General features: G+C 56.0%; 19 protein-coding genes. 8 read left to right on the top strand and 11 right to left on the bottom strand.

Features of this window, described 5'->3' with window-relative positions; all coding sequences use genetic code 11:
- Window positions 1–503: 503 nt before the first annotated feature.
- Window positions 504–1,985 carry an AlkA N-terminal domain-containing protein gene (locus RT340_RS06555; RefSeq protein ID WP_313374902.1) on the bottom strand — a complete coding sequence of 494 codons (1,482 nt, stop codon included), beginning with the start codon at window positions 1,983–1,985 and terminating at the stop codon, window positions 504–506.
- Between the two features lie 344 nt (window positions 1,986–2,329).
- Here RT340_RS06555 and RT340_RS06550 point away from each other — a divergent pair, with 344 nt between their 5' ends.
- The 3 genes from RT340_RS06550 (at window position 2,330) to pnuC (ending at window position 4,772) form a co-directional block, all read left to right on the top strand.
- Window positions 2,330–2,827 (top strand): methylated-DNA--[protein]-cysteine S-methyltransferase, encoded by a 498-nt coding sequence (locus RT340_RS06550; protein ID WP_034829173.1) that lies wholly within the window; start codon window positions 2,330–2,332, stop codon window positions 2,825–2,827.
- Window positions 2,828–2,962: 135 nt separating this feature from the next.
- On the top strand, window positions 2,963–4,024 hold the full coding sequence (gene nadA / locus RT340_RS06545; RefSeq protein ID WP_097117408.1) for a quinolinate synthase NadA: 1,062 nt from the start codon (window positions 2,963–2,965) through the stop codon (window positions 4,022–4,024).
- 25 nt (window positions 4,025–4,049) lie between these two features.
- Window positions 4,050–4,772, top strand: coding sequence for a nicotinamide riboside transporter PnuC (gene pnuC, locus RT340_RS06540; protein WP_313374898.1), 723 nt, complete (start codon window positions 4,050–4,052; stop codon window positions 4,770–4,772).
- Here pnuC and zitB read toward each other — a convergent pair.
- The 4 genes from zitB to RT340_RS06520 form a co-directional block, all read right to left on the bottom strand.
- Entirely contained in the window at window positions 4,766–5,731 is a 966-nt protein-coding gene (zitB, locus tag RT340_RS06535) for a CDF family zinc transporter ZitB (RefSeq protein ID WP_313374896.1), read from the bottom strand. The genes pnuC and zitB overlap by 7 nt on opposite strands.
- Window positions 5,700–8,786 carry an ATP-binding protein gene (locus tag RT340_RS06530; RefSeq protein WP_211728106.1) on the bottom strand — a complete coding sequence of 1,029 codons (3,087 nt, stop codon included), beginning with the start codon at window positions 8,784–8,786 and terminating at the stop codon, window positions 5,700–5,702. The genes zitB and RT340_RS06530 overlap by 32 nt, the downstream gene beginning before the upstream one ends.
- Window positions 8,768–9,352 carry a response regulator transcription factor gene (locus RT340_RS06525; RefSeq protein WP_313374893.1) on the bottom strand — a complete coding sequence of 195 codons (585 nt, stop codon included), beginning with the start codon at window positions 9,350–9,352 and terminating at the stop codon, window positions 8,768–8,770. Before RT340_RS06525 ends, RT340_RS06530 begins: the two co-directional genes overlap by 19 nt.
- A gap of 102 nt (window positions 9,353–9,454) precedes the next feature.
- Window positions 9,455–9,814 (bottom strand): YbgS-like family protein, encoded by a 360-nt coding sequence (locus RT340_RS06520; RefSeq protein ID WP_160832587.1) that lies wholly within the window; start codon window positions 9,812–9,814, stop codon window positions 9,455–9,457.
- Window positions 9,815–10,107: 293 nt separating this feature from the next.
- Between RT340_RS06520 and aroG the strand changes: the two genes are divergently transcribed.
- Window positions 10,108–11,160 carry a 3-deoxy-7-phosphoheptulonate synthase AroG gene (gene aroG, locus RT340_RS06515; RefSeq protein ID WP_034821187.1) on the top strand — a complete coding sequence of 351 codons (1,053 nt, stop codon included), beginning with the start codon at window positions 10,108–10,110 and terminating at the stop codon, window positions 11,158–11,160.
- 63 nt (window positions 11,161–11,223) lie between these two features.
- Here aroG and gpmA read toward each other — a convergent pair whose 3' ends face one another.
- From gpmA to modE, 6 genes are all read right to left on the bottom strand, one after another.
- Window positions 11,224–11,976, bottom strand: coding sequence for a 2,3-diphosphoglycerate-dependent phosphoglycerate mutase (gpmA, locus tag RT340_RS06510; RefSeq protein WP_160832586.1), 753 nt, complete (start codon window positions 11,974–11,976; stop codon window positions 11,224–11,226).
- Between the two features lie 152 nt (window positions 11,977–12,128).
- The gene (galM, locus tag RT340_RS06505) at window positions 12,129–13,163 is read right to left on the bottom strand and encodes a galactose-1-epimerase (RefSeq protein ID WP_313374889.1); all 1,035 of its coding nucleotides are present in this window, start codon (window positions 13,161–13,163) and stop codon (window positions 12,129–12,131) included.
- Window positions 13,157–14,305, bottom strand: coding sequence for a galactokinase (gene galK, locus RT340_RS06500; RefSeq protein WP_313374887.1), 1,149 nt, complete (start codon window positions 14,303–14,305; stop codon window positions 13,157–13,159). The genes galM and galK overlap by 7 nt, the downstream gene beginning before the upstream one ends.
- Window positions 14,306–15,349, bottom strand: coding sequence for a galactose-1-phosphate uridylyltransferase (galT, locus tag RT340_RS06495; RefSeq protein WP_313374885.1), 1,044 nt, complete (start codon window positions 15,347–15,349; stop codon window positions 14,306–14,308).
- A 304-nt stretch (window positions 15,350–15,653) separates the two neighbouring features.
- Window positions 15,654–17,126 carry a molybdate ABC transporter ATP-binding protein ModF gene (gene modF, locus RT340_RS06490; RefSeq protein ID WP_313374883.1) on the bottom strand — a complete coding sequence of 491 codons (1,473 nt, stop codon included), beginning with the start codon at window positions 17,124–17,126 and terminating at the stop codon, window positions 15,654–15,656.
- A gap of 76 nt (window positions 17,127–17,202) precedes the next feature.
- A complete protein-coding gene (modE, locus tag RT340_RS06485; protein WP_313374881.1) occupies window positions 17,203–17,985 on the bottom strand; it encodes a molybdenum-dependent transcriptional regulator in 783 nt (260 codons plus the stop codon).
- Window positions 17,986–18,102: 117 nt separating this feature from the next.
- Between modE and RT340_RS06480 the strand changes: the two genes are divergently transcribed.
- The 4 genes from RT340_RS06480 to modC all read left to right on the top strand — a co-directional run bounded on the left by RT340_RS06480 (window position 18,103) and on the right by modC (window position 20,911).
- Window positions 18,103–18,261 (top strand): AcrZ family multidrug efflux pump-associated protein, encoded by a 159-nt coding sequence (locus tag RT340_RS06480; RefSeq protein WP_313374879.1) that lies wholly within the window; start codon window positions 18,103–18,105, stop codon window positions 18,259–18,261.
- A gap of 129 nt (window positions 18,262–18,390) precedes the next feature.
- Window positions 18,391–19,164, top strand: coding sequence for a molybdate ABC transporter substrate-binding protein (modA, locus tag RT340_RS06475; RefSeq protein ID WP_211728112.1), 774 nt, complete (start codon window positions 18,391–18,393; stop codon window positions 19,162–19,164).
- Entirely contained in the window at window positions 19,161–19,853 is a 693-nt protein-coding gene (modB, locus tag RT340_RS06470; RefSeq protein WP_097117397.1) for a molybdate ABC transporter permease subunit, read from the top strand. The genes modA and modB overlap by 4 nt, the downstream gene beginning before the upstream one ends.
- Complete coding sequence (gene modC, locus RT340_RS06465; RefSeq protein ID WP_211728113.1) at window positions 19,853–20,911, top strand: molybdenum ABC transporter ATP-binding protein ModC; 1,059 nt, start codon at window positions 19,853–19,855, stop codon at window positions 20,909–20,911. The genes modB and modC overlap by 1 nt, the downstream gene beginning before the upstream one ends.
- Window positions 20,912–21,034: the final 123 nt, after the last annotated feature.

Genomic DNA, 21,034 nt, shown 5'->3' with positions numbered 1-21,034 from the left:
GAGCAGTTGACTTTTAATCAATTGGTCGCAGGTTCGAATCCTGCACGACCCACCACTATGTAGAAAGGCGCCCTAAAGGCGCCTTTTTGCTTTTCTGCGTTTCTCAAATCTTCAATTCTTCAATTCTCAAAGTTTTAGCTGAACTTGCTATGAGTCCGTGCGTCAGCCCGTCAAGGCGGTACGGAACGCGAAGGAGTCTCACATCCCTGTGGATCGGCCTCGCCATCCATGGCTCGGACGCTTTGCTCTTCCGCTCCCGCCTTGCCGGACTTATGTGGCTTTGGTTAATGCTTTTAAAAAACCGCAGAGATGTGCCATGAAGGCGGCAATAAGGGGCGGTGAAGTAAAGCTTGTGGCGCAGGGATGCGCCACCAGAGCCTACAGGGATGTATTCACGGCGTCTTTACGCAACCGCCCCTTATTGTCGACTGGAACGCTCTGTCGTTGTTTACTAGCAGCTAGAATGCACGACGGATGACCCCATTCCCAAAACGTACGCACAGTCATGCCTTTTTCTTTTTGTCAGCCGATTTATCAGGCGTCAAACTCTTCCAGATATGCAACACCGCATAGCTGCGCCACGGGCGCCAAACCTGCGATAACTGCTCTGCCACTTTGGCACTCACCCCACCAAGATTATTACGAATCGCAATATCCTCTTTAGGGAACGCATCCGGCCAGCGCAGGGCGCGCATGGCGATATAACTCGCCGTCCATGGCCCTACGCCTTTCAATGCCAGCAGCTGCTGCCGAACCACGTCAGGATTCACCGCGCCATTAAAGCGCAGCGCACCGGAGGCGCATGCCTGTGCCAGCGCCTGAATCGCCTGCGAGCGGGCGCTCACAATACCGAGGCTAGCAATATCATCAATGGTTGCGCTAGCGAGGGATTCCGCCGTCGGAGGCAGGCGAGAAAGTTCCGGCCATGGTGTCACTAATGGCTCGCCGAAACGCTGCGCCACACGACTGCTCAAGGTGGTCGCAGCCTTAACCGTCACCTGCTGGCCAAGAATTGCGCGCACCCCCAACTCAAAGCCATCAAACGCCCCAGGAACGCGTAACCCAGGATAACGTGCCAGACTCTCAGCTAACAACGGATCCTGGCTTAGCTGCTCGCTGATGCGTTGTGGTTGGGCATCGAGATCAAACAGGTCGCGCAGGCGACGCAGCAGAGCAGGCAAAACCGGCGTCAAGGTGGTGGTGAACTGCACCTTGAGTGCCTGCTTCTCAGGCAAATGGCTGACGCGTACCCAGCCCCGACAGTTCCCCAGCGCCACGGTGCGGTGATAAGCACCTTCACTGACCCACTCGGCCTCTTTCATCACACGCTGCTGAAGAAAATCCAAAATGGCATCCCAGTCATAAGGGGGGCGATAACTCAGACGCAATTCCGCGCTCTCTTGTACGGTGGTCACGCTCTCTGGTTGACTCTGCTTGCGCAGACGCGAAGGCGTCATACGGTAGCGTGCCTGAAACACATCATTAAAGCGGCGCAAACTGCGAAAGCCACTGGCGTAGGCGATTTCGGTAACGGGCAATGAAGTCTCCGTCAGGAGTTGCTTCGCCAGCAGCATACGCCGCGTTTGGCGCAGCTCCAGCGGTGACACGCCCAGCTCCTGCTGGATCACGCGGCGTAGCTGGCGTTCACTCAGGTCAAACTCGTTGGCAATTTCGGCCAGGGTCTCTTGCTCTTCCAACAGGCCTTCTTCAATACGACGAATCAAACGATCGGCGATGCGGTGATGACTATCGACCGGTGCGAAGCCCGGCGCTAACTCAGGACGGCAGCGCAGGCAGGGTCTGAAATGCGCTTTTTCGGCGGCTTCGGCGCTGCCAAAAAACAGGCAGTTCTTCTGCATCGGCGCTTTCACCGGACAAATGGGCCGACAGTAAATGCCGGTCGAGGTCACGCCAACAAAGAACACGCCGTCGAAACGACTGTCGCGCGAGGTCAGCGCCTGGTATGCAATCTCGGGATCAAACATCATCGTCTCCAGCTAATAAACCGGCTATACCTTTCCTACTTTAAAGCGCAGAAACGCTGGCTGCTCTCGATCATCCGAATCACGTACTTGATAAAGTCATCGGGATGATGGACCTCCTAAAGGAGGTTCCCCTGCAGGCCAGCGCGGTTCAAATCGACTGTTCGATGAGTCTCTCGTTTGCCGCCTTCTTGCGCCTTGCATTGTTTTGGGTATCGTCGCGCAAGTGGCAAAGCAAAACTCGCTGCTTTCGGACAGCTAACCAGTTTATGCTCATGACCGAAAACAGCCAGTTTATCGCGGCAGAAGTGCGATAATGACACACTGATTTATGCCGGAGTTGCCTTATGTATCATGCCAAAATCATTCCCACGCCAGTTGGTGAGCTGACGTTGATTGCGACCGATAACGGGTTATCAGCGATTCTGTGGGAAAACGAAGGCTCGCAACGCGTGCCGCTGAAACCCATCAGCCGTAACGATCAGCATCCGATCCTGTGTGAGGCCGAACGCCAGCTGCGCGAATATTTTGCCGGAGAGCGCCAGCAGTTCGACATGCCTTACGACACGGTCGGCACTGAATTCCAGAAAAAAGTCTGGCAAGCGCTGCTCACCATTCCGTTTGGTGAAACCCGTAGCTATCAGCAAATTGCGGAACAGATCGGCAACCCGAAAGCCATGCGCGCGGTGGGGGCGGCCAACGGTAAAAATCCTCTGTCGATCATGGCGCCCTGCCATCGGGTGATTGGCAGCAACGGTAAGCTCACTGGTTTCGCGGGCGGTCTGGCGGTCAAAGCGTTCTTGCTGGAACTGGAAAACCCGCAGAAATCGTTAGGTGGCTTGTAAACCGCATAAAAAAGAGACGACACTCTCGCGCAATTCCGCTATCGTGTTTAGCATATAAAACACGATAGCGGTTTTGATGCCGCATCATCGCTGTAACAGGCGATTTTGTTAAATTGAGAAAACGAGAGCCGTGTCATGAGTCTGATGTTCGATCCTGAAAGCGCGATTTATCCCTTTCCGCCGAAACCGGCGCGTCTCAGCCAGGATGAAAAATCCCACTACATCTCTGAAATCAAACGCTTATTAAAAGAGCGCGATGCGGTGCTGGTCGCGCATTACTACACCGATCCTGAAATTCAGGCGCTGGCGGAAGAGACCGGCGGCTGCGTCTCGGACTCACTGGAAATGGCGCGCTTCGGCAGCACCCATCCGGCAAAAACGCTGCTGGTGGCGGGCGTGCGTTTTATGGGCGAAACCGCCAAAATTCTCAGCCCGGAAAAAACCGTGTTGATGCCGACGCTGCATGCAGAGTGTTCACTCGATCTTGGTTGCCCCATTGAGGAGTTCAATCGCTTCTGTGATGAACATCCGGACCGCACGGTGGTGGTGTACGCCAACACCTCGGCCGCCGTCAAAGCGCGCGCGGATTGGGTTGTCACCTCCAGTATTGCGGTTGAGCTGATTGAACATCTCGACAGCCTTGGTGAGAAAATTATCTGGGCACCGGATCGCCATCTGGGCCGTTACGTCACCCAACAGACCAAAGCAGACGTGCTGTGCTGGCAGGGCGCGTGCATCGTGCATGACGAGTTCAAAACTCAGGCCCTGCAGCGCATGAAAACGCTCTATCCGGAGGCCGCGATCCTCGTACATCCGGAATCCCCACAGGCGATCGTCGATCTGGCGGATGCTGTCGGCTCCACCAGCCAGCTGATTCAGGCGGCGAAAAACCTGCCGCATCCGCAAATGATCGTTGCCACCGATCGCGGCATCTTCTACAAGATGCAACAGGCGGTGCCGGATAAAGAGCTGCTGGAAGCGCCGACGGCAGGTGAGGGCGCGACCTGTCGCAGCTGCGCGCACTGTCCGTGGATGGCGATGAATGGCCTGAAAGCCATTGCCGAAGGGCTGGAGCACGGCGGCAGCGAGCATGAAATCCATGTCGATGATGCGCTGCGCGAAGCCGCATTGATACCGCTTAACCGCATGCTAGACTTTGCAGCACAACTCAAACTCAAGGTGAAAGGGAACGCGTAAGGCGGCTTTCATACAGGTGCAGATCATGGACTTCTTCAGCACACAAAATATTTTGGTTCACATTCCTATTGGCGTGGGTGGCTACGACCTGTCATGGATCGAGGCGGTGGGCACCCTTGCGGGTCTGCTGTGTATCTGGCTCGCTAGCCAGGAGAAGATCATCAACTACTTCTTCGGGCTGATTAACGTCACGCTGTTTGCGGTGATCTTCTTCCAGATTGAGCTGTATGCCAGTTTACTGCTGCAACTGTTCTTCTTCGTCGCCAATGTTTACGGCTGGTACGCGTGGAGTCGTCAGAACACCGCCAATGAAGCCGCACTGAAGATTCGCTGGTTGCCGTTGCCGAAGGCGCTTGGCTGGGGCGCAGCGTGCATAATCGCCATTGCGCTGATGACGCTGTATATCGATCCGGTGTTCGCGTTTCTGACCAAAATCGCCGTCGGTATCATGCAGAGTCTCGGCCTGAACGTGACGATGCCACAACTGCAGCCGGATGCCTTCCCGTTCTGGGATTCCTGCATGATGGTGCTGTCGATTGTGGCGATGATTCTGATGACGCGGACATACGTCGAGAACTGGCTACTGTGGGTGGTGATCAACGTGATTAGTGTGATGATTTTTGCCCGTCAGGGCGTGTATGCGATGTCGCTGGAATACGCGATTCTGACGTTGATCGCGCTTAACGGTTCCCGCTTGTGGATGCAAAGTGCGCGCGAACACGGGTCGCGCGCGCTGTCGAATCAGTGATGGTGATGGGCGTGACCATCCAGCGTGAGATGTTCATGTGAGTGCTGATGCGAGCTCTGCTCCGCGCAGAGTTCGCAATCATGACCGGTACAAGGCTGATACTCCATCTGCACAGTGGCATGCGCAATCTGATAGTGTTCATGCAAATATTGATGAATACGTACCAGCAGCCCGTCATGATCGTAAGGTGGGATCACCTGCACATGTAATGTCAGCACCGGCTTCTCTCCCACCTGCCACACATGTATATGATGCACATTGCGCACTTCCGCGATGTTGCGTGTCAGCTCGCGTGCCAGTTTATCCACGTTAATCCCGCTCGGCGCGCCCTCCAGTAGCTCATGCAGACTTTCCCGCAGCAACGACCACGCGCTGCGTACCACCAATAGCGAAACCAGCAGTGAGAGAATCGGATCGATCGGTGTCCAGCCGGTCAGCATGATAATGATAGCGGCAACAATCGCGCCAACGGAGCCGAGCAGATCGCCCAGCACATGCAGCGCCGCCGCACGTACGTTGAGATTTTTTTCTTCACTACCACGATGTAACAGCCAGAAAGAGAGCAGATTAGCCAGCAAACCGGCAATCGCAATCCCCAACATTAATCCGCCAGCAACCGGCTGAGGTTGATAGAAACGGCGCAGCGCTTCCCAGACAATCAGTGCCGTAATCACCAGCAGCGCGATGGCATTCACAAAGGCGGCAAGTGTGGTGAGGCGCAGTAAGCCAAAGGTGTGGCGGGCGCTGGGTTTGCGCTGAGCAAACTGCACGGCCAGCAGCGCCATCAACAGCGCGGCGGCGTCAGTGAGCATATGTCCGGCATCCGCCAGCAGCGCCAGCGAACCCGATACCACGCCACCAATCACTTCGGCAATCATAAACAGCGCGGTGACGCCAAACGCCGCCGCCAGACGCGTACGATTGCCGTTATGCGCGCCGTGAGAATGAGTGTGTGCCATAACTTTCCAGTTGTTCCAGTAACCTGTTCGTTAATGATATCAGTAAATTGAGCGCATCATCGTCCAGACGCTGCTGTTTTGCCTGATCGGTGAGCTGCTGACAACGTTCGGCCATCTCATCCATGCCGAGCAACAGCCAGCTGCCTTTCATGCGATGGGCGGCACGCTCGACAGCGGGCCAGTCATGCTCGACGCTGGCCGCCAGTAGCGCATCGCGATCCTGCTGCAGCGTGCGTTGCAGTGTCTGGCAAATGCGCGGGATAAAGGCCTCATTGTGCTGGGCCAGAATCATTAAACTGTCGGGCAGTTGTCGGAGAGGATCGCGCACCGTGCGTGTCAGCAGAGCCGCGAGATCATCCAGCTCAATCGGTTTCAACAACAGCGCTTCGTCTTCTTGCAACGCTACCTTGAGCAGTTGCACGTCGGCGGAGCAGAGTACGCGCAGTGCTGGTTTGCTGCGTCGCTGCTGGCGGCGGCGTAAGATGCGCAGCAGTGTTAATCCATCCGGGCGTGGCATCATCTGGTCAATCAACAGCACATCAAACGGCTGAAGCGCATCGGCGCGCAACAGGCTACGCCCCTCTTCGAACACCTGCGCCGTGATAGCGAATCGAGCCAGCTGCTGCTGCAAGACCAACAGATTGGTGGGATGGTCATCAACAATCGCCACCCGCAGATGCGGATAGCGCGGCCAGGCAGCATGGCGTTCGGTGGGCGCATCCTCACAGAGGTCGAGCGGCAATATCACCTTCACTGTGGTGCCTTGTTCCGGCGCAGAAGTCAGCGTTAACTGGCCGCCCATACGTTGCACGATCTCGCGGCAGATAAATAAACCCAGGCCGCTGCCCTGCACGGCGTGGCTTTTGCCCGACGGTGCCTGATACCAGGGTTCAAACAGCTGCGCTTGTTCGCTGAGTGGAATACCGCTGCCGCTGTCGGCGACCGTTAACTGAATCTGATCGGTGACGGCGAGCGACAGCCTGACTTCACCCTGGCGCGTGAACTTCAGCGCGTTGGCCACCAGATTGTTCACCACCTGCTGCAGGCGATCGCCATCCAGCATCACGCGCGTCGGCAAGGGCGTGAGCGCCTCAACCAACAATATCGGACCGGATTCGCGCATCAAAGGGTGATAGAACTGCAGCTGTTGCTGCAGCCAATCTGCCAGATGGAGCGGATGCGGTGCCAGGCGAAAACTCTGATTCTCAATGCGTGCATGGTCTTGCAGATCGTTCAGTAGCGCCATCAGCGAGCGCGCACTGCTGTGCATCAGTGTCAAACGCTCGCTAGGATGCTGCTGCTGTTCGAGTTCCAGCAGGCCGAGAATCGCCTGCATTGGCGTGCGCAATTCGTGGCTGGCGGTGGCCAGAAACTGACTTTTGGCGGCGTTAGCGCGCTCTGCTTGTTCACGCTGCAGGCGATCGCGCCGCTGTTGCAGGTAGCGGCGCAGCAGCAGCACTAACAGCAGCAAAATGATCATCCCGGCCGCCATCAAAATCATCAGCGGCACATTGCGCATCGCCATAGTGGTGCCTGGCTGGGGCGGCTGCGACCAGTTAATGCGCATCTGATTGAGCGTATCCGCTGGGATTTGCTGCAGTGCATGATCCAGCAACCCCTGGAGTTGCGGCTGATCCTGGCTTACCTGAGGTGCCAGCGGCCAGGCAACATCGCTGGCGGCAAAGGCTAAATGGACACGATTATCCGCGTGGCTGGCCATGCGCCAGCGTGCAGACAGGACATTATCTACCAGTGCATCAATCTGACCGCTGTTCAGGGCTTGCCAGAGCTGGGCACGGTCATCGAACAGTTGGGGCGTGATGTTCTCAGGCAGAAGCCGTTGCGCCAGGTCGGCGCGCAGTACGCCCACTCGCTGATGTTGCAGGGATTGCCAGCTCATCGGCTGCTGCGTATTAAGCGTGTAAATCCCCCAAATCGCGCGCCACACTGGCAATGTGTTGCTGCTGGTATCGTCGCCGTTCAGGGGTTGTAGCAAATTCAGCATCACCTGATGTTGCTGCATCAACGTCTGCGCCTGTTGGGGATTGCTCACCCAGCGCGGTGTGAAACGCAGCCCGGTGCTTTGGCTTAACGCATTAAGCAGATCAATACCAAAGCCGCGAGCATTGCCGTTGCCATCGCGATAGCTCCAGGGGGCATTATCCACTTCTGCGGCATAAGGAATCTCGCTCTGTGCGGACAGCCATTGCTTCTCAGCAGCCGACAGCATCAGCGTTTGCGTATCCTGATAACGCAGCAAAGGCGGGCTCCAGCGCTGTTGCACGCGATTACTGAACTCCGCGGGCAGCAGGCGCAGCTGGGTATTGAGCCAGTGGATCAGCGTGGGATCGCGCGCCAGTGCGCGTAGCGACAGTTCACCGGCGCCGGGATCGGCGGTGATCTGGTAAATCTGCCCCTGTTGCAGCTGATTAAGCAGAAAGCCGGCGCTGGTTTCATCCGCCACCAGATAGTCACTCTGCTGATTGAGCAGCGCATACAGCGCCTGTAAATCGCCTGGCAGGCTGTGCCAGCGATGGTTTTGCACAAAGGCATCAGGCAGTTGTGCCAGTGTGGCTTCCGCGATGGTGAGCTGGGCATTTTCACTGTTGAACATCACCGCGCGTTGATTATCACGATTGCGGTAAATGCGGATCGGACTGTTAACCCAGCTGTCGCTGACCAGGATGTTTTCCGGCAGCTGTGCATGTTCGTTGCTCAATACGAAATCGACCTCACCGCGCTCCAGTGCCGCCAGCTGCTGGGAACGATCGGCGTAACTTTGCAGGCTAAAGCGCGTGCCGGTGAGTTGGCTCAGCGCGCTAAGGTAATCGGCATCAATCCCCCAGATACGATCGCCAATGCGCATCGCCCAGGGCGCGCTGTTTTGCGCCGGGACGGCAACGCGTAAGGTGGGTTGCGGCCATGGCTCGACATGCGGTGCGGGCATCATGGCGGGGAGCATCACGCTGCTGGCGGGCTGTAAGTCGGCGCGAGCCGTTAAGCTGATCAACAGCAGACACAGCCACAAGATGACTTTCACTGTTGGGCTTTCCACAGTTCGGCCAGCTCCACCACCGACTGCACGCCGGTTTTCTCCAGAATGTTTTTCTTGTGGGTGCTGACGGTTTTATTGCTGATATGCAGTTGCTCGCCAATCTGCAAATTAGACAGCCCGCGCACTAGCAGTGCGACGATTTGCTGTTCTTTCTCGGTGAGCGGCAGCTCGATACGCTCGGGCAGCGGCGGAAAAGCTTGCTGCCCGCCGAGCACCGCCAGAATCGCACTCAGCAATTGCGCCATGCTCTGGCTTTTTACCACATAGCCCGCCGCACCAAGCGACACGGCACTCAGCAAGGTGTGGCGACTCTGCTGTGCGGAATAGATTAACACCGGGCAATTTGGATCGCGGGCGCGCAGACGGCGCAATAATTCGAGGCCATCGCTGTCCGGCAAGCCAATATCGAGCACGATGAGATCAAATTGATGGTGCTGTAAAAGCTGGTGCGCTTCAGCTTCAGTCGCGGCGGCGTGCAGTTTTACCGGGATAGGGGAGTGAACACAGGCCGCTTCCAGAGCGACTTCAACTAACGGATGGTCATCAATAAGCAGCAGTGAAGCCATGAAACAGTTCCTCTGAATTTCATGGTTTTAGCATAGCGGAAAAGCAGGTGCGGAAATACAAAGGGAGAGCCGAAGCTCTCCCTTTGTGTGACTAAAAAAAGATTACTGTGAAGTGCCGTCAGTTTTCTTGTTGACGTCTCCACCACCTTCCTTCGTTTCAACTTTTTTATTTACATCCGGGCATTTACCATCTTTACACATGGTATTTTTGTGAACTTCTTCAGCGGACATATTGCTGGAATCAGTGCCGGAAGTCGCCGCACTGTTAGCATTGGTGCTACCGTTATTGATTTTGCTGTTATCAACATTATTCGGTGGCAGATTCTGTTTAGCGCCACCTGCAGCCGCGCCAGCTTCCGCTGAGGCATTCGCTTCACCATTATTATTCGCTGCAGCCATTGCTGCACCGCTGCCCAGGGTCATCGCTGCCGTCAGAAAGATAATTGCAAACTTATTCATCATTATGCTCCTTTAATCGATGGAGAGTTGCCGTCAAACACCACGGGTGCTGAGTGACGAAAATAACGTACCGTGACGGAATATAATTCCATCGTTAACGCTTCGCTTAAAAATTAAATAGCGCAAGAACCTCATTCCTCAGTGCTTACGTTTAAAAGCTTAGTTCATGAGCGTATAAATGCAAATTTCACAGAAGCATTTACGCGAGCGTGGAATTTACACTCGCAGCCTGAAGGGATACATTTAACGGGTTGCGCCCGGCGAACGCGGGGCCAGAAATTTGAATGGAATTATGTATGGATTATCAGAACGACGATTTACGCATCAGAGAAATCAAAGAATTATTACCGCCTGTTGCTTTGCTCGAAAAATTCCCCGCTACCGATAAAGCCGCTGAAACCGTTGCTCAGGCACGTCAGGCGATTCACCGCATTCTGCACGGTCAGGACGATCGTCTGCTGGTGGTGATCGGTCCTTGCTCAATCCACGATACCGAAGCCGCTAAAGAGTATGCGAGCCGTCTGCTGACGCTGCGTGACGAGCTGAAAGGTGAGCTGGAAGTGGTCATGCGTGTTTATTTCGAAAAACCGCGTACCACTGTGGGGTGGAAAGGGCTGATCAACGATCCGTTTATGGATGGCAGCTTCCAGATCAACGATGGCCTGCGTCTGGCGCGTAAGCTGTTGGTGGATATCAACGACATCGGTCTGCCAGCGGCAGGCGAGTTCCTTGATATGATCACCCCACAATATATGGCGGATCTGATGAGCTGGGGCGCCATTGGCGCGCGAACCACCGAATCCCAGGTGCATCGTGAACTCTCTTCCGGTTTATCTTGCCCGGTCGGCTTCAAAAACGGCACCGATGGCACCATTAAAGTGGCTATCGACGCGATTGGTGCCGCCAGCGCGCCGCATTGCTTCCTCTCCGTCACCAAATTCGGTCATTCGGCGATTGTCGAAACCAGCGGTAACGAAGATTGCCATATCATTCTGCGCGGCGGCAAAGAGCCGAACTACAGCGCAGAACACGTGGCAGCGGTGAAAACCGGTCTGGAGAAAGCGGGCTTGCGTCCGCAGGTGATGATCGACTTTAGCCATGCCAACAGCAGCAAGCAGTTCCAGCGTCAGATGGTGGTCGCTGATGATGTGGCGCAGCAGATCGCGGGCGGTGAGCAGGCGATTACTGGCGTGATGATCGAGAGCCATCTGGTGGAAGGGAATCAGAGCCTCGACAGCGGTAAAGAGCTGGTTTACGGCCAGAGCGTCACCGATGCCTGCATCGGCTGGGAAGACACCGAGAAAGCCTTGCGTCAACTGGCGCAGGCAATCAAACAACGCCGCGGCTAATTGCTTAACGCGCAATAAAAAAGGCCAGACTCGCGTCTGGCCTTTTTGTTTTTAAGCCGGGAATTACCTGGCTTTACCCTGGTTAGCCACGGCTGCAGCTTTCGCGGCAATCTCGTCGGCATCACCCAGGTAGTAACGCTTCAGCGGTTTGAAGTTCTCATCGAACTCATACACCAACGGCACACCAGTTGGGATGTTCAGTTCGAGGATTTCATCTTCGCTAAGGTTATCGAGGTATTTTACCAACGCACGCAGTGAGTTACCGTGTGCTGCAATGATCACTTTCTCACCGCTTTTGATGCGCGGCAGAATGCTTTCATTCCAGTAAGGAATAACACGTTCGATGGTCAGTGCCAGGCTCTCGGTGGTTGGCAGCTGTGCGTCGGTCAGTGATGCGTAACGTGGGTCGTGGCCCGGGAAACGCTCATCCGCACGATCCAGTTCTGGTGGGGTGATGGCAAAGCCACGACGCCACTGTTTTACCTGATCGTCGCCGTATTTGGCGGCGGTTTCAGCTTTATCCAGACCCTGCAGCGCACCGTAGTGACGCTCGTTCAGACGCCAGGTTTTCTCAACCGGCAGCCACGCCTGATCCAGCTCATCCAGCACGTTCCACAGGGTGTGGATGGCGCGTTTCAGCACGGAGGTATAAGCGAAATCAAACACGAAACCTTCTTTCTTCAGCAGCTGACCGGCTGCTTTGGCTTCGGTGCGACCTTTGTCTGACAGATCCACGTCATACCATCCGGTGAAGCGGTTTTCCTGGTTCCACTGGCTTTCGCCGTGTCGCACCAGAACCAGCTTAGTTACGGCCATAGCTTAACTCCTTAATGCTTGATGTTTCGATGATTATAGAAACCGGCTGCGGCCACCTGAAAAGCGGCACACTGATAGCGCCATACCATAGCGGAAAACAACGCACGGCGTAAGCCTGTCGCTAACGCAGTGCGCGTTTTTCATCCGCTGGCTTACTGCGGTGTGAAGCGATAACGCGTCACAGACTGCCAGCGATCGCCGGGTTGCAGCCAGCAATCAGGCTGCGGCCACTCGGTATGGTTGGGCGAATCCGGTAAAAATTCACTCTCCAACGCGATGCCCTGGAAAGCAGTATAGCTGCCCTGTTCACGGGCGCGTGTTCCATCCAGATAGTTGCCGGAGTAGAACTGCAGCGCCGGTGCGGCGGTAAACACGGTCAGCGCCAGTTTGCCATCGGCCGACCACAGTTCGGCGGCGGGCTGAGTGCTGTCGCCAGCGGTGCTGAGCAGAAACGCGTGGTCATAGCCTTTCACCGCTTTTTGATCGTCATCGGCGAGGAAGTCATCCATCACACACTTCGGTTGATTGAAATCGAAGCTGGTGCCGGCCACGGCTTTCAGTGGCGCGTTAGGGATGCCTTCGCTATCGACCGGTAAGTAACGATCCGCGTGCAGTTGTAAGCGATGCTGGCGTGCATCGCCATGATGCGCGTCAAGATTGAAGTAAGCATGGTTGGTGAGGTTCACCGGGCAGGGCTTGTCGGTCTGCGCGTCATAGGTGATCGACAGGCAGTTATCATCGTCAAGATGGTAAATCACTTCGGCAATCAGGTTGCCAGGGAAACCCTGATCGCCATCGGGTGAATCGATACGATAGTGCACTTCGGTCTCGCTCTGGCTGACAATTTGCCAGCGGCGCTTATCGAAGCCTTCCGGTCCGCCGTGCAGTTGATGCGCACCCTGATTAGCGGCCAGCAGCAGATTTAGCGGCTTAAGCTCAGCCGAAGCGATGCGGTTGGCGTAGCGGCCCACCGTCGCGCCAAGGTAAGCATCCTGATGCAGATAGTCCGATGGTGTGGCGCAGCCCAGCAGCGCTTCACGCACGCTGCCATCCTGCATCGGCACGCGCGCGGAGAGCCAGGTCGCGCCCCAATCCATAAAAGTGACCACCATGCCGTTGCGATTGCGCAGCACGGTCATGCGCCACAGTTGCCCGTCTGGCGCATGTGAGTTGACGTCGCTTACCATTTGCCTGCTCCTGCTGACGCTTTGCACACGTAGAAGGTTTCTTTGATGCCGGTCTGCGCTTCGTATTTTTCGGCAACCGCGGCTTTCACCTGATCCACCAGTTCGGTTGGCATCAGTGCCACGATGCAGCCGCCAAAGCCGCCGCCGGTCATACGAACGCCGCCACGCGGACCGAGCTCTGCCTTGACAATCTCCACCAGCTGATCGATAGGCGGAACGGTGATTTCAAAATCATCACGCATTGAGGCGTGGGATTCGGCCATCAGTTCACCCATGCGCTTCAGATCGCCACTGCTCAGCGCATCGGCGGCTTCCAGCGTACGGGCATTTTCGGTGATGACATGGCGCACACGTTTTGCCACCAGCGCATCCAGCTGCGATTCCGACGCGGCAAACTCTTCCAGCGTGACATCGCGCAGCGCCGGTTTGTTGAAGAAGCGTGCACCGGTTTCGCACTGCTCACGGCGGGTGTTGTACTCGCTGCCCACCAGGCTGCGGCGGAAGTTGGAGTTGATGATCACCACCGCGACATCCTCCGGCATCGAGACGGCGCGTGTGCCGAGTGTGCGGCAGTCCAGTAGCATGGCGTGATCGGGCTGACCCAGCGCAGAAATCAGCTGGTCCATGATGCCGCAGTTGCAACCAACGAACTGGTTTTCCGCTTCCTGACCGTTAACCGCAATCGCAGCGCCGTCCAGCTTCAGCTGATAGAGCTGCTGGAACACGGTGCCGACCGCCACTTCCAGTGACGCCGATGAACTCAGGCCCGCACCCTGTGGCACGTTGCCACTGATCACCAGATCGGCACCGCCAAAGCTGGCATCACGCTTCTGCAGATGTTTCACCACACCGCGCACGTAGTTGGCCCACATCGGCTCTTTTAACGCTTCAATCGGCGCATCCAGTGAGAAGCTGTCCTGCTGATTATCATAATCAACCGCGACCACGCGCACCTGGCGGTCGTCACGTTTGGCGCAGGCAATCACCGTCTGGTAATCAATGGCGCACGGCAGCACAAAGCCGTCGTTGTAATCGGTGTGCTCACCAATCAGATTCACGCGGCCTGGCGCCTGCATGCTGTGCGTCGGTTGATAGCCAAAAGTGTCAGCGAAAACCTGTTGAGTAGTGGACTTTAATGACATTTATTGCGCCTCGCGGAAATGGATATCGCTGACAGAACGCAGACGTTCTGCTGCCTGTTCCGCCGTTAAATCACGTTGGGTTTCGGCCAGCATTTCATAGCCAACCATAAATTTGCGCACCGTGGCTGAACGCAGCAGCGGTGGATAGAAGTGGGCATGCAGCTGCCAGTGATCGTTGGCTTCGCCGTTAAAGGGCGCGCCGTGCCAGCCCATGGAGTAGGGGAAGGAGCACTGGAACAGGTTGTCATAGCGGCTGGTGAGCTGCTTGAGCGCCAGCGCCAGATCGCTGCGCTGAGCAGCGGTCAAATCTGTGATGCGTTTGATGTGGGCTTTTGGCAGCAGCAGGGTTTCAAACGGCCACGCGGCCCACCATGGCACCACGGCCAGCCAGTGTTCGGTCTCCACCACGGTACGACTACCGTCTTTCAGCTCGCGTGCGGCGTAATCCACCAGCATCGGCGAACCTTTTTCGTCAAAGTAGCGGCGCTGATTATCATCTTCTTTTTGCGCTTCATTAGGCAGAAAACTGTTAGCCCAGATCTGGCCGTGCGGATGGGGATTTGAGCAGCCCATCGCTGCGCCTTTGTTCTCAAACACCTGCACCCATGGATAGTGCTGACCGAGATCGGCGGTCTGCTCTTGCCAGGTGCGCACAATATCTTCCAGTCCACTGAGCGGCAGTTCCGGCAGCGTTTTACTGTGGTCAGGTGAGAAGCAAATTACCCGGCTGGTGCCGCGTGCGCTCTCACAGCGCATCAGCAGATCGTCGCTTTGCGGCGCATCGGGTGTATCGGTCATCAGCGCGGCAAAGTCGTTGGTGAAAACATAGGTGGTTTTATAATCGGGGTTTTTATCCCCGGTGATGCGGGTGTTGCCGGCACACAGGAAGCAATCAGGATCGTGCGCAGGCAGTTGTTCCAGCGCAGGCGTTTCCTGCGCACCCTGCCATGGACGCTTGGCACGATGCGGTGAGACCAACACCCACTGATCGATCAATGGGTTATAACGGCGATGCGGATGATCAACCGGATTAAATTTTTCCATAACGAGTCCTGGTAAACGGCAAACGGATCAAAATCACTGCGATCAAGGTAGCACAAAGGCGGGCCCCAAAGCGTGATCCAGTCTGGATAAATGGTATCGTTTACACAAGGTGACGATTCTCATTTTGTGGGGTTATAACGCGCGTTTGCTGAAATACCAGGCGGGTAAATGGTAGCGGTTACATCGGCTTTTCAATGAGGTGAATATCAATGCGCACGCGACAATGTAAAAGGGTTTAGCAGAAGACCGGATTGAAGCATAAATATGCCCCTACGATGCAGGGGCGGGGTTGATGACGATGAGGTTATCGCAAATCATCCTGCTGGAATCCGTATCCTTCATCCTGCTTCACAAAGCTCAGGCGATGAGTAATACACTGCGGCGCATCTTCGGCATGGTGTGAGACAAACAGTAACTGCGTTCGTCCTTCACCAATCAGCACATCAACAAAGCGGCGCACCAGCTGGCGGTTAATTGGATCGAGCCCCTGCAGCGGCTCATCCAGAATGAGCAGGGTAGGATGTTTGACCAGCGCACGCGCAATCAGCACCAGGCGCTGCTGGCCCCATGACAAACCGTGGAACGGCGCATCGGCCAGATGATTGTCCATACCCAATAAGGCCAGCCACTGGCGCGCCAGCGCTTTCTGCCGATCCGAAGCGGGTTGATACAAGCCGATCGAATCGAAAAAGCCGGACAGCACCACGGTGCGCACGTTGCAGCTGACGCTATAATCGAGATGCAAACTGCTGCTGACGTAACCAATGTGCTGTTTGATGTCCCAAATGGTTTCACCGCTGCCGCGACGGATACCAAACAGGGTTAAGTCGTTGCTGTAGCCTTGCGGATGATCGCCGGTCACCAGACTCAACAGAGTGGATTTACCCGCGCCGTTGGGCCCCACAATTTGCCAGTGCTCGCCGGGATTCACCTGCCAGCTCAGCCCGTCGATCACCGCTTTATCGTTATACGACACCACGCCATTACGCAGAATCACGCGTGGCGCGTCTTCCGCCAGCTGCGGCAACTGATCCGGCGCATCCGCTTCTGGCAACGCCATGCCGTCGAGTTTCTCACTGTGTGCCAGTTGCGCAACCAGTGCTTCTGCCAGTATCGCCTGGCGCTCACCGACGTGGGTGAGAGTGCACTCGGCCAGCACACCGACCTGTTGCACAAAGTCAGGAATATCGTCAAAGCGGTTGAGCACCAGCACCACGGTAAAGCCATGCTGGTGCAGATCGCTCAGCGTCTCCGCCAGGCTGGCGCGTGAGGCAACATCTAATCCATCGAAAGGTTCATCGAGAATCAATAAATCGGGCTGCGCCATCAGCGCCTGGCACAGCAGGGTTTTGCGGGTTTCGCCGGTGGAGAGGTATTTGAAGCGGCGATCGAGCAGATAGGTGATGCCAAACTGCTGGGCCAGCGCCTGACACCTCGCCTCATCCTTCACTTCATCCTGAATGATCTGTGCGGCGGTGCGGCCAGTATCGTCTTCGCCTTCACTCAGCAGATCGGTGTTGTTGCGTTCCCACTCCTGCGCCACCAGCTTTTGCAGCTGCTCCAGCGAGAGGCGCGTGCGACGCTGAAAGTCCTGGGTAACCGCGCCTTTACCCGGCAAGAGTTCACCAGAAAGTGCGCGCGCCAGGGCGGATTTACCGCTGCCGTTGGCGCCGACGAAGGCCCAGCTTTCGCCGCTTTTAAGAGTCAGATCGTTGAGGGACAGTGCTCGGGTGTCGCTAAGGTGAAATATGCCTTGCGAAATTTGCAATGAAGCCATGATTCATTCCGTTTTATGCATCGTGTTACTCAGTTGTAGCGAGCGACGCAGACGAAGTCAAATCATGGCCTGGTTTTCAGAGCAGTGTGGCGATGATGGCGTGTTCCGCATTAAAACTGGCGGTTACTCTGTCGCCCGGCTGCAGATTCTGCTGTTGCACCTGCGCGTTGTTCACCGTTGCACACAGGGTTTCACCACTCGGCAATGTCATCAACACTTCGCTGACCTGTTCACCTGGCTCGATGGCGCTGATCGTTACCTGCAATTGATTATCGCTGTTTACCACATCCCGGCTCACCTGAATCCACGGTGCTTTGATCAGCACCAGCACCTCTTTGCCACTGTCGAGCTGCAGACGTTCGGCACTGCGTTCGGTGATTGCCACCTGCAAACGCGTGACGCCGTCGGCCAGCTGAACCTCAATGTGCTGCTGCACCTGATGGTGATCGCGCGCCATCACCGTGCCAAATAGCTGATTGCGCGCACTGGTTTGCAGGGAGAAACGCGCAATCGCCGCCAGTAAACTGTCGAGCGGCAGGCTGTCGTTTTGCAGCGCATCAAAAGCTTTCTGCTGGATCTGCTCCATCAGGTGAAACAGCTGAATCAGACGCTCGCCATAGCGCGTCAGCTGCGCGCCGCCGCCGCCTTTGCCTCCGGTGGCACGGTCGACTAAGGTTTTATCAGCCATCTGATTCATGTCGTTGATGGCATCCCAGGCACTTTTGTAGCTGATGCCCGCTAATTTAGCGCCCTGGCTGATGGAGCCGGTTTCCTGCACGCGTTTCAGCAGTTCGATGCGACGAGGGTCGGCAAACAGCTTCTGCTGAAGACGAATGTGAAGAGAAAGTTCTGCCTGCATGTCAGCTCCTTAAGTGAGTACGACAAGTGTAAGGCCAAAAGTAAAAGCACGAAAAGGGCAGTGCGTTTTTTTCCCTAACCGTTACAATCACTTTTTTATTTTCTGCGTGAGGTTTCCATGCTGGAACTGATTAAAAGCCTGGCTGTGGCTGTCATCATGGTGCCAATTGTGATGGCCATTATGCTCGGTCTGATTTACGGCCTGGGTGAAGTGTTCAACGTCATCTCCAAATTTGGCCGCCGCGACGATCGTCCTGCCAACAGCTCGCAACACTGATTTTACAAGCGCCCGCACTCAGCGGGCGTTTTTTCTTTAACTTCCCCTCAATCCTGCCGATATTAAGTTCATGACAGCATTTGTTCCCACGTTGTATTATCGAATATATAACGTAACAAGGAGTAAAAAATGCTGAAAATCAATTACCGCTGGGCTGCTATTACCGTACTGACTGTTTCCATGGCCGGTCACGCTGTGGCGGCAGAGAAGATCACCGTGTTTGCTGCGGCATCGTTAACCAATGCGATGCAGGATATTGCCACGCAATATCAGAAAAAGAGCGGCGTTGAAGTGGTATCGTCCTTCGCTTCATCCTCGACGCTGGCGCGCCAGATCGAACAGGGGGCACCGGCCGATCTGTTTATCTCTGCTGATCAGCAGTGGATGGACTATGCGGTGGATAAAAAGAGTGTGGTGGAGAACACCCGCTACACCTTGCTGGGCAATGATTTAGTGTTGGTGGCACCGAAAAGCGACAGCGCAAAAGCGGTGACTATCAATGCAAAAACTGACTGGAAAAGTTTGTTGAAAGGCGAACGTCTGGCGGTGGGCGATCCGGATCATGTCCCGGCCGGGATTTATGCCAAAGAAGCGCTGCAAAAGCTGGGCGCGTGGGATACGGTGTCGCCGCAGCTTGCACCGGCTAACAACGTCCGTGCCGCATTGGCGCTGGTCGAACGTAATGAATCACCGTATGGCATCGTGTACGGTTCTGATGCGGTTGCCAGTGACAAAGTGCAGGTAGTAGGACGCTTCCCGGACGATAGCCACAAGCCAGTGGAATATCCGATGGCGGTGGTAAAAGATCATCAGAACGCAACGGTTGAAGCCTTCTACAAATATTTGCAGGGGCCGGACGCCGCTGCTGTGTTTAAACAGTATGGATTTGCGCCGAAGAAATGATACTCAGTGATCCCGAATGGCAGGCCGTGTTTCTCAGCTTAAAAGTCTCCAGCGTAGCGGTGCTGTTTAGCTTGCCGTTTGGCATCATGATGGCCTGGATTCTGGCACGTTGCCGGTTTCCAGGTAAAACCTTACTCGACAGTCTTATCCATTTGCCGCTGGTATTGCCACCGGTGGTGGTGGGATATCTGTTGCTGATTGCACTGGGCCGACGTGGATTCATCGGCGAGTGGCTTTACGACTGGTTCGGTTTCACCCTGGCCTTTAGCTGGCGTGGGGCGGTACTGGCTTCGGCCGTGATGGCTTTTCCGCTGATGGTGCGGGCGATTCGTCTGGCACTGGAAGCGGTGGATACCAAACTGGAACAGGCAGCACGCACGCTCGGTGCCGGTCGCTGGCGCGTGTTCTTCACTATCACCTTGCCGCTTACGCTACCGGGCATCATTGTCGGTACCGTTCTCGCTTTCGCCCGTTCACTGGGTGAGTTTGGCGCCACCATCACCTTCGTTTCGAATATCCCCGGCGAGACGCGCACCATTCCCTCGGCGATGTTCACCCTGATTGAAACCCCCGGCGCAGAAGGCACTGCCGCACGCTTGTGTGCGGTGGCCATTGCGCTGGCGCTGTTATCGCTGGTGGCCTCTGAGCTGTTGGCACGTTGGGGCCGTAAGCGGCTGGGGGCAGCCTGATGCTTAATCTCAATATTTCCCAGTTGCTGGGCGATCACCAACTGAACGTCAACGTGCAGGTTCCCGGCAGCGGCATTACGGCTGTTTTTGGTGTATCCGGTGCGGGCAAAACGTCGCTGATCAACGCGATTGGCGGTTTGACACAGCCGCAAAGCGGCCAGATTCAGCTCAACGATCGTCTGCTGTTTGATTCGGCGACGCAGGTCAATCTGCCGCCGGAAAAACGCCGCGTTGGCTATGTGTTCCAGGACGCTCGGCTGTTTCCGCACTATCGGGTGCGCGGCAATTTGCAATATGGCATGGCTGCTGCCATGAAGCCGCAGTTTAACGCGCTGGTGGCATTACTGGGCCTTGAGCCTCTGCTGAGCCGTTTTCCGGCCTCGTTGTCAGGCGGCGAGAAACAGCGCGTGGCGATTGGCCGTGCACTGCTTACCGCGCCCGACATCTTATTGATGGATGAGCCGCTGGCGTCACTGGATCTGCCACGCAAACGCGAACTGATGCCGTATCTGCAAAAGCTGGCGAAACAGGTCGATATTCCGATTCTCTACGTCTCGCACAGCCTGGATGAAATTCTGCAACTGGCGGACAACGTGCTGGTGCTCGACAGCGGCAAAGTCAAAGCCTTTGGTTCGCTGGAGAAGGTGTGGAGCAGTGCAGCCATGCGCCCGTGGCTGCCGATAGCCGATCGCAGCAGCGTGCTCAGAGTGCAGGTTCTGGAACAGCATCCCGATTACCCGATGACGGCACTCTCTTTGGGGGATCAGCATATTTGGGTAAGCCGCGTCAACCAGCCGCTGAAAACCGCACTGCGCATTCGTATCGCTTCTGGTGATGTGTCGCTGGCCTTGCAGCCGCCGCAAAACACCTCGGTGCGCAATATCCTGCCGGCTCAGGTGGTCGAGTTATTGGAGATTGACGATCAGGTGGAAGTGAAGTTGCGCATTGGCATTAGCGAACTGTGGGCGCGAATTTCGCCGTGGGCGCGAGATGAGCTGGGGATCCGGCCCGATCAATGGCTGTATGCGCAAATTAAGAGCGTGGCGATCACGGCTTGACCTTAGGGTCATCAAGGGCGATCAGACAAAATGTGTGCGATGTGCGGATGAAAGCACCCGGTGTGACCCTCATTATTAACAATCAGGTGCAGCAGCGGCCGCACCTTAAGCATTCGCAAGGTG

The sequence above is a fragment of the Pantoea sp. CTOTU50773 genome (assembly GCF_032082325.1).
Lineage (GTDB): Bacteria > Pseudomonadota > Gammaproteobacteria > Enterobacterales > Enterobacteriaceae > Pantoea > Pantoea communis.
Note: the sequence above shows the minus strand (reverse complement) of the source record. Positions and strands in the feature narration are given on the sequence as shown.

Bases quoted from the DNA above. Each gene is read 5' to 3' on its own strand.
- RT340_RS06555 (WP_313374902.1), bottom strand. From the start codon at position 1,985: ATGTTTGATCCCGAGATTGCATACCAGGCGCTGACCTCGCGCGACAGT.
- RT340_RS06550 (WP_034829173.1), top strand. From the start codon at position 2,330: ATGTATCATGCCAAAATCATTCCCACGCCAGTTGGTGAGCTGACGTTG.
- nadA (WP_097117408.1), top strand. From the start codon at position 2,963: ATGAGTCTGATGTTCGATCCTGAAAGCGCGATTTATCCCTTTCCGCCG.
- pnuC (WP_313374898.1), top strand. From the start codon at position 4,050: ATGGACTTCTTCAGCACACAAAATATTTTGGTTCACATTCCTATTGGC.
- zitB (WP_313374896.1), bottom strand. From the start codon at position 5,731: ATGGCACACACTCATTCTCACGGCGCGCATAACGGCAATCGTACGCGT.
- RT340_RS06525 (WP_313374893.1), bottom strand. From the start codon at position 9,352: ATGGCTTCACTGCTGCTTATTGATGACCATCCGTTAGTTGAAGTCGCT.
- RT340_RS06520 (WP_160832587.1), bottom strand. From the start codon at position 9,814: ATGATGAATAAGTTTGCAATTATCTTTCTGACGGCAGCGATGACCCTG.
- aroG (WP_034821187.1), top strand. From the start codon at position 10,108: ATGGATTATCAGAACGACGATTTACGCATCAGAGAAATCAAAGAATTA.
- gpmA (WP_160832586.1), bottom strand. From the start codon at position 11,976: ATGGCCGTAACTAAGCTGGTTCTGGTGCGACACGGCGAAAGCCAGTGG.
- galM (WP_313374889.1), bottom strand. From the start codon at position 13,163: ATGGTAAGCGACGTCAACTCACATGCGCCAGACGGGCAACTGTGGCGC.
- galK (WP_313374887.1), bottom strand. From the start codon at position 14,305: ATGTCATTAAAGTCCACTACTCAACAGGTTTTCGCTGACACTTTTGGC.
- galT (WP_313374885.1), bottom strand. From the start codon at position 15,349: ATGGAAAAATTTAATCCGGTTGATCATCCGCATCGCCGTTATAACCCA.
- modF (WP_313374883.1), bottom strand. From the start codon at position 17,126: ATGGCTTCATTGCAAATTTCGCAAGGCATATTTCACCTTAGCGACACC.
- modE (WP_313374881.1), bottom strand. From the start codon at position 17,985: ATGCAGGCAGAACTTTCTCTTCACATTCGTCTTCAGCAGAAGCTGTTT.
- RT340_RS06480 (WP_313374879.1), top strand. From the start codon at position 18,103: ATGCTGGAACTGATTAAAAGCCTGGCTGTGGCTGTCATCATGGTGCCA.
- modA (WP_211728112.1), top strand. From the start codon at position 18,391: ATGCTGAAAATCAATTACCGCTGGGCTGCTATTACCGTACTGACTGTT.
- modB (WP_097117397.1), top strand. From the start codon at position 19,161: ATGATACTCAGTGATCCCGAATGGCAGGCCGTGTTTCTCAGCTTAAAA.
- modC (WP_211728113.1), top strand. From the start codon at position 19,853: ATGCTTAATCTCAATATTTCCCAGTTGCTGGGCGATCACCAACTGAAC.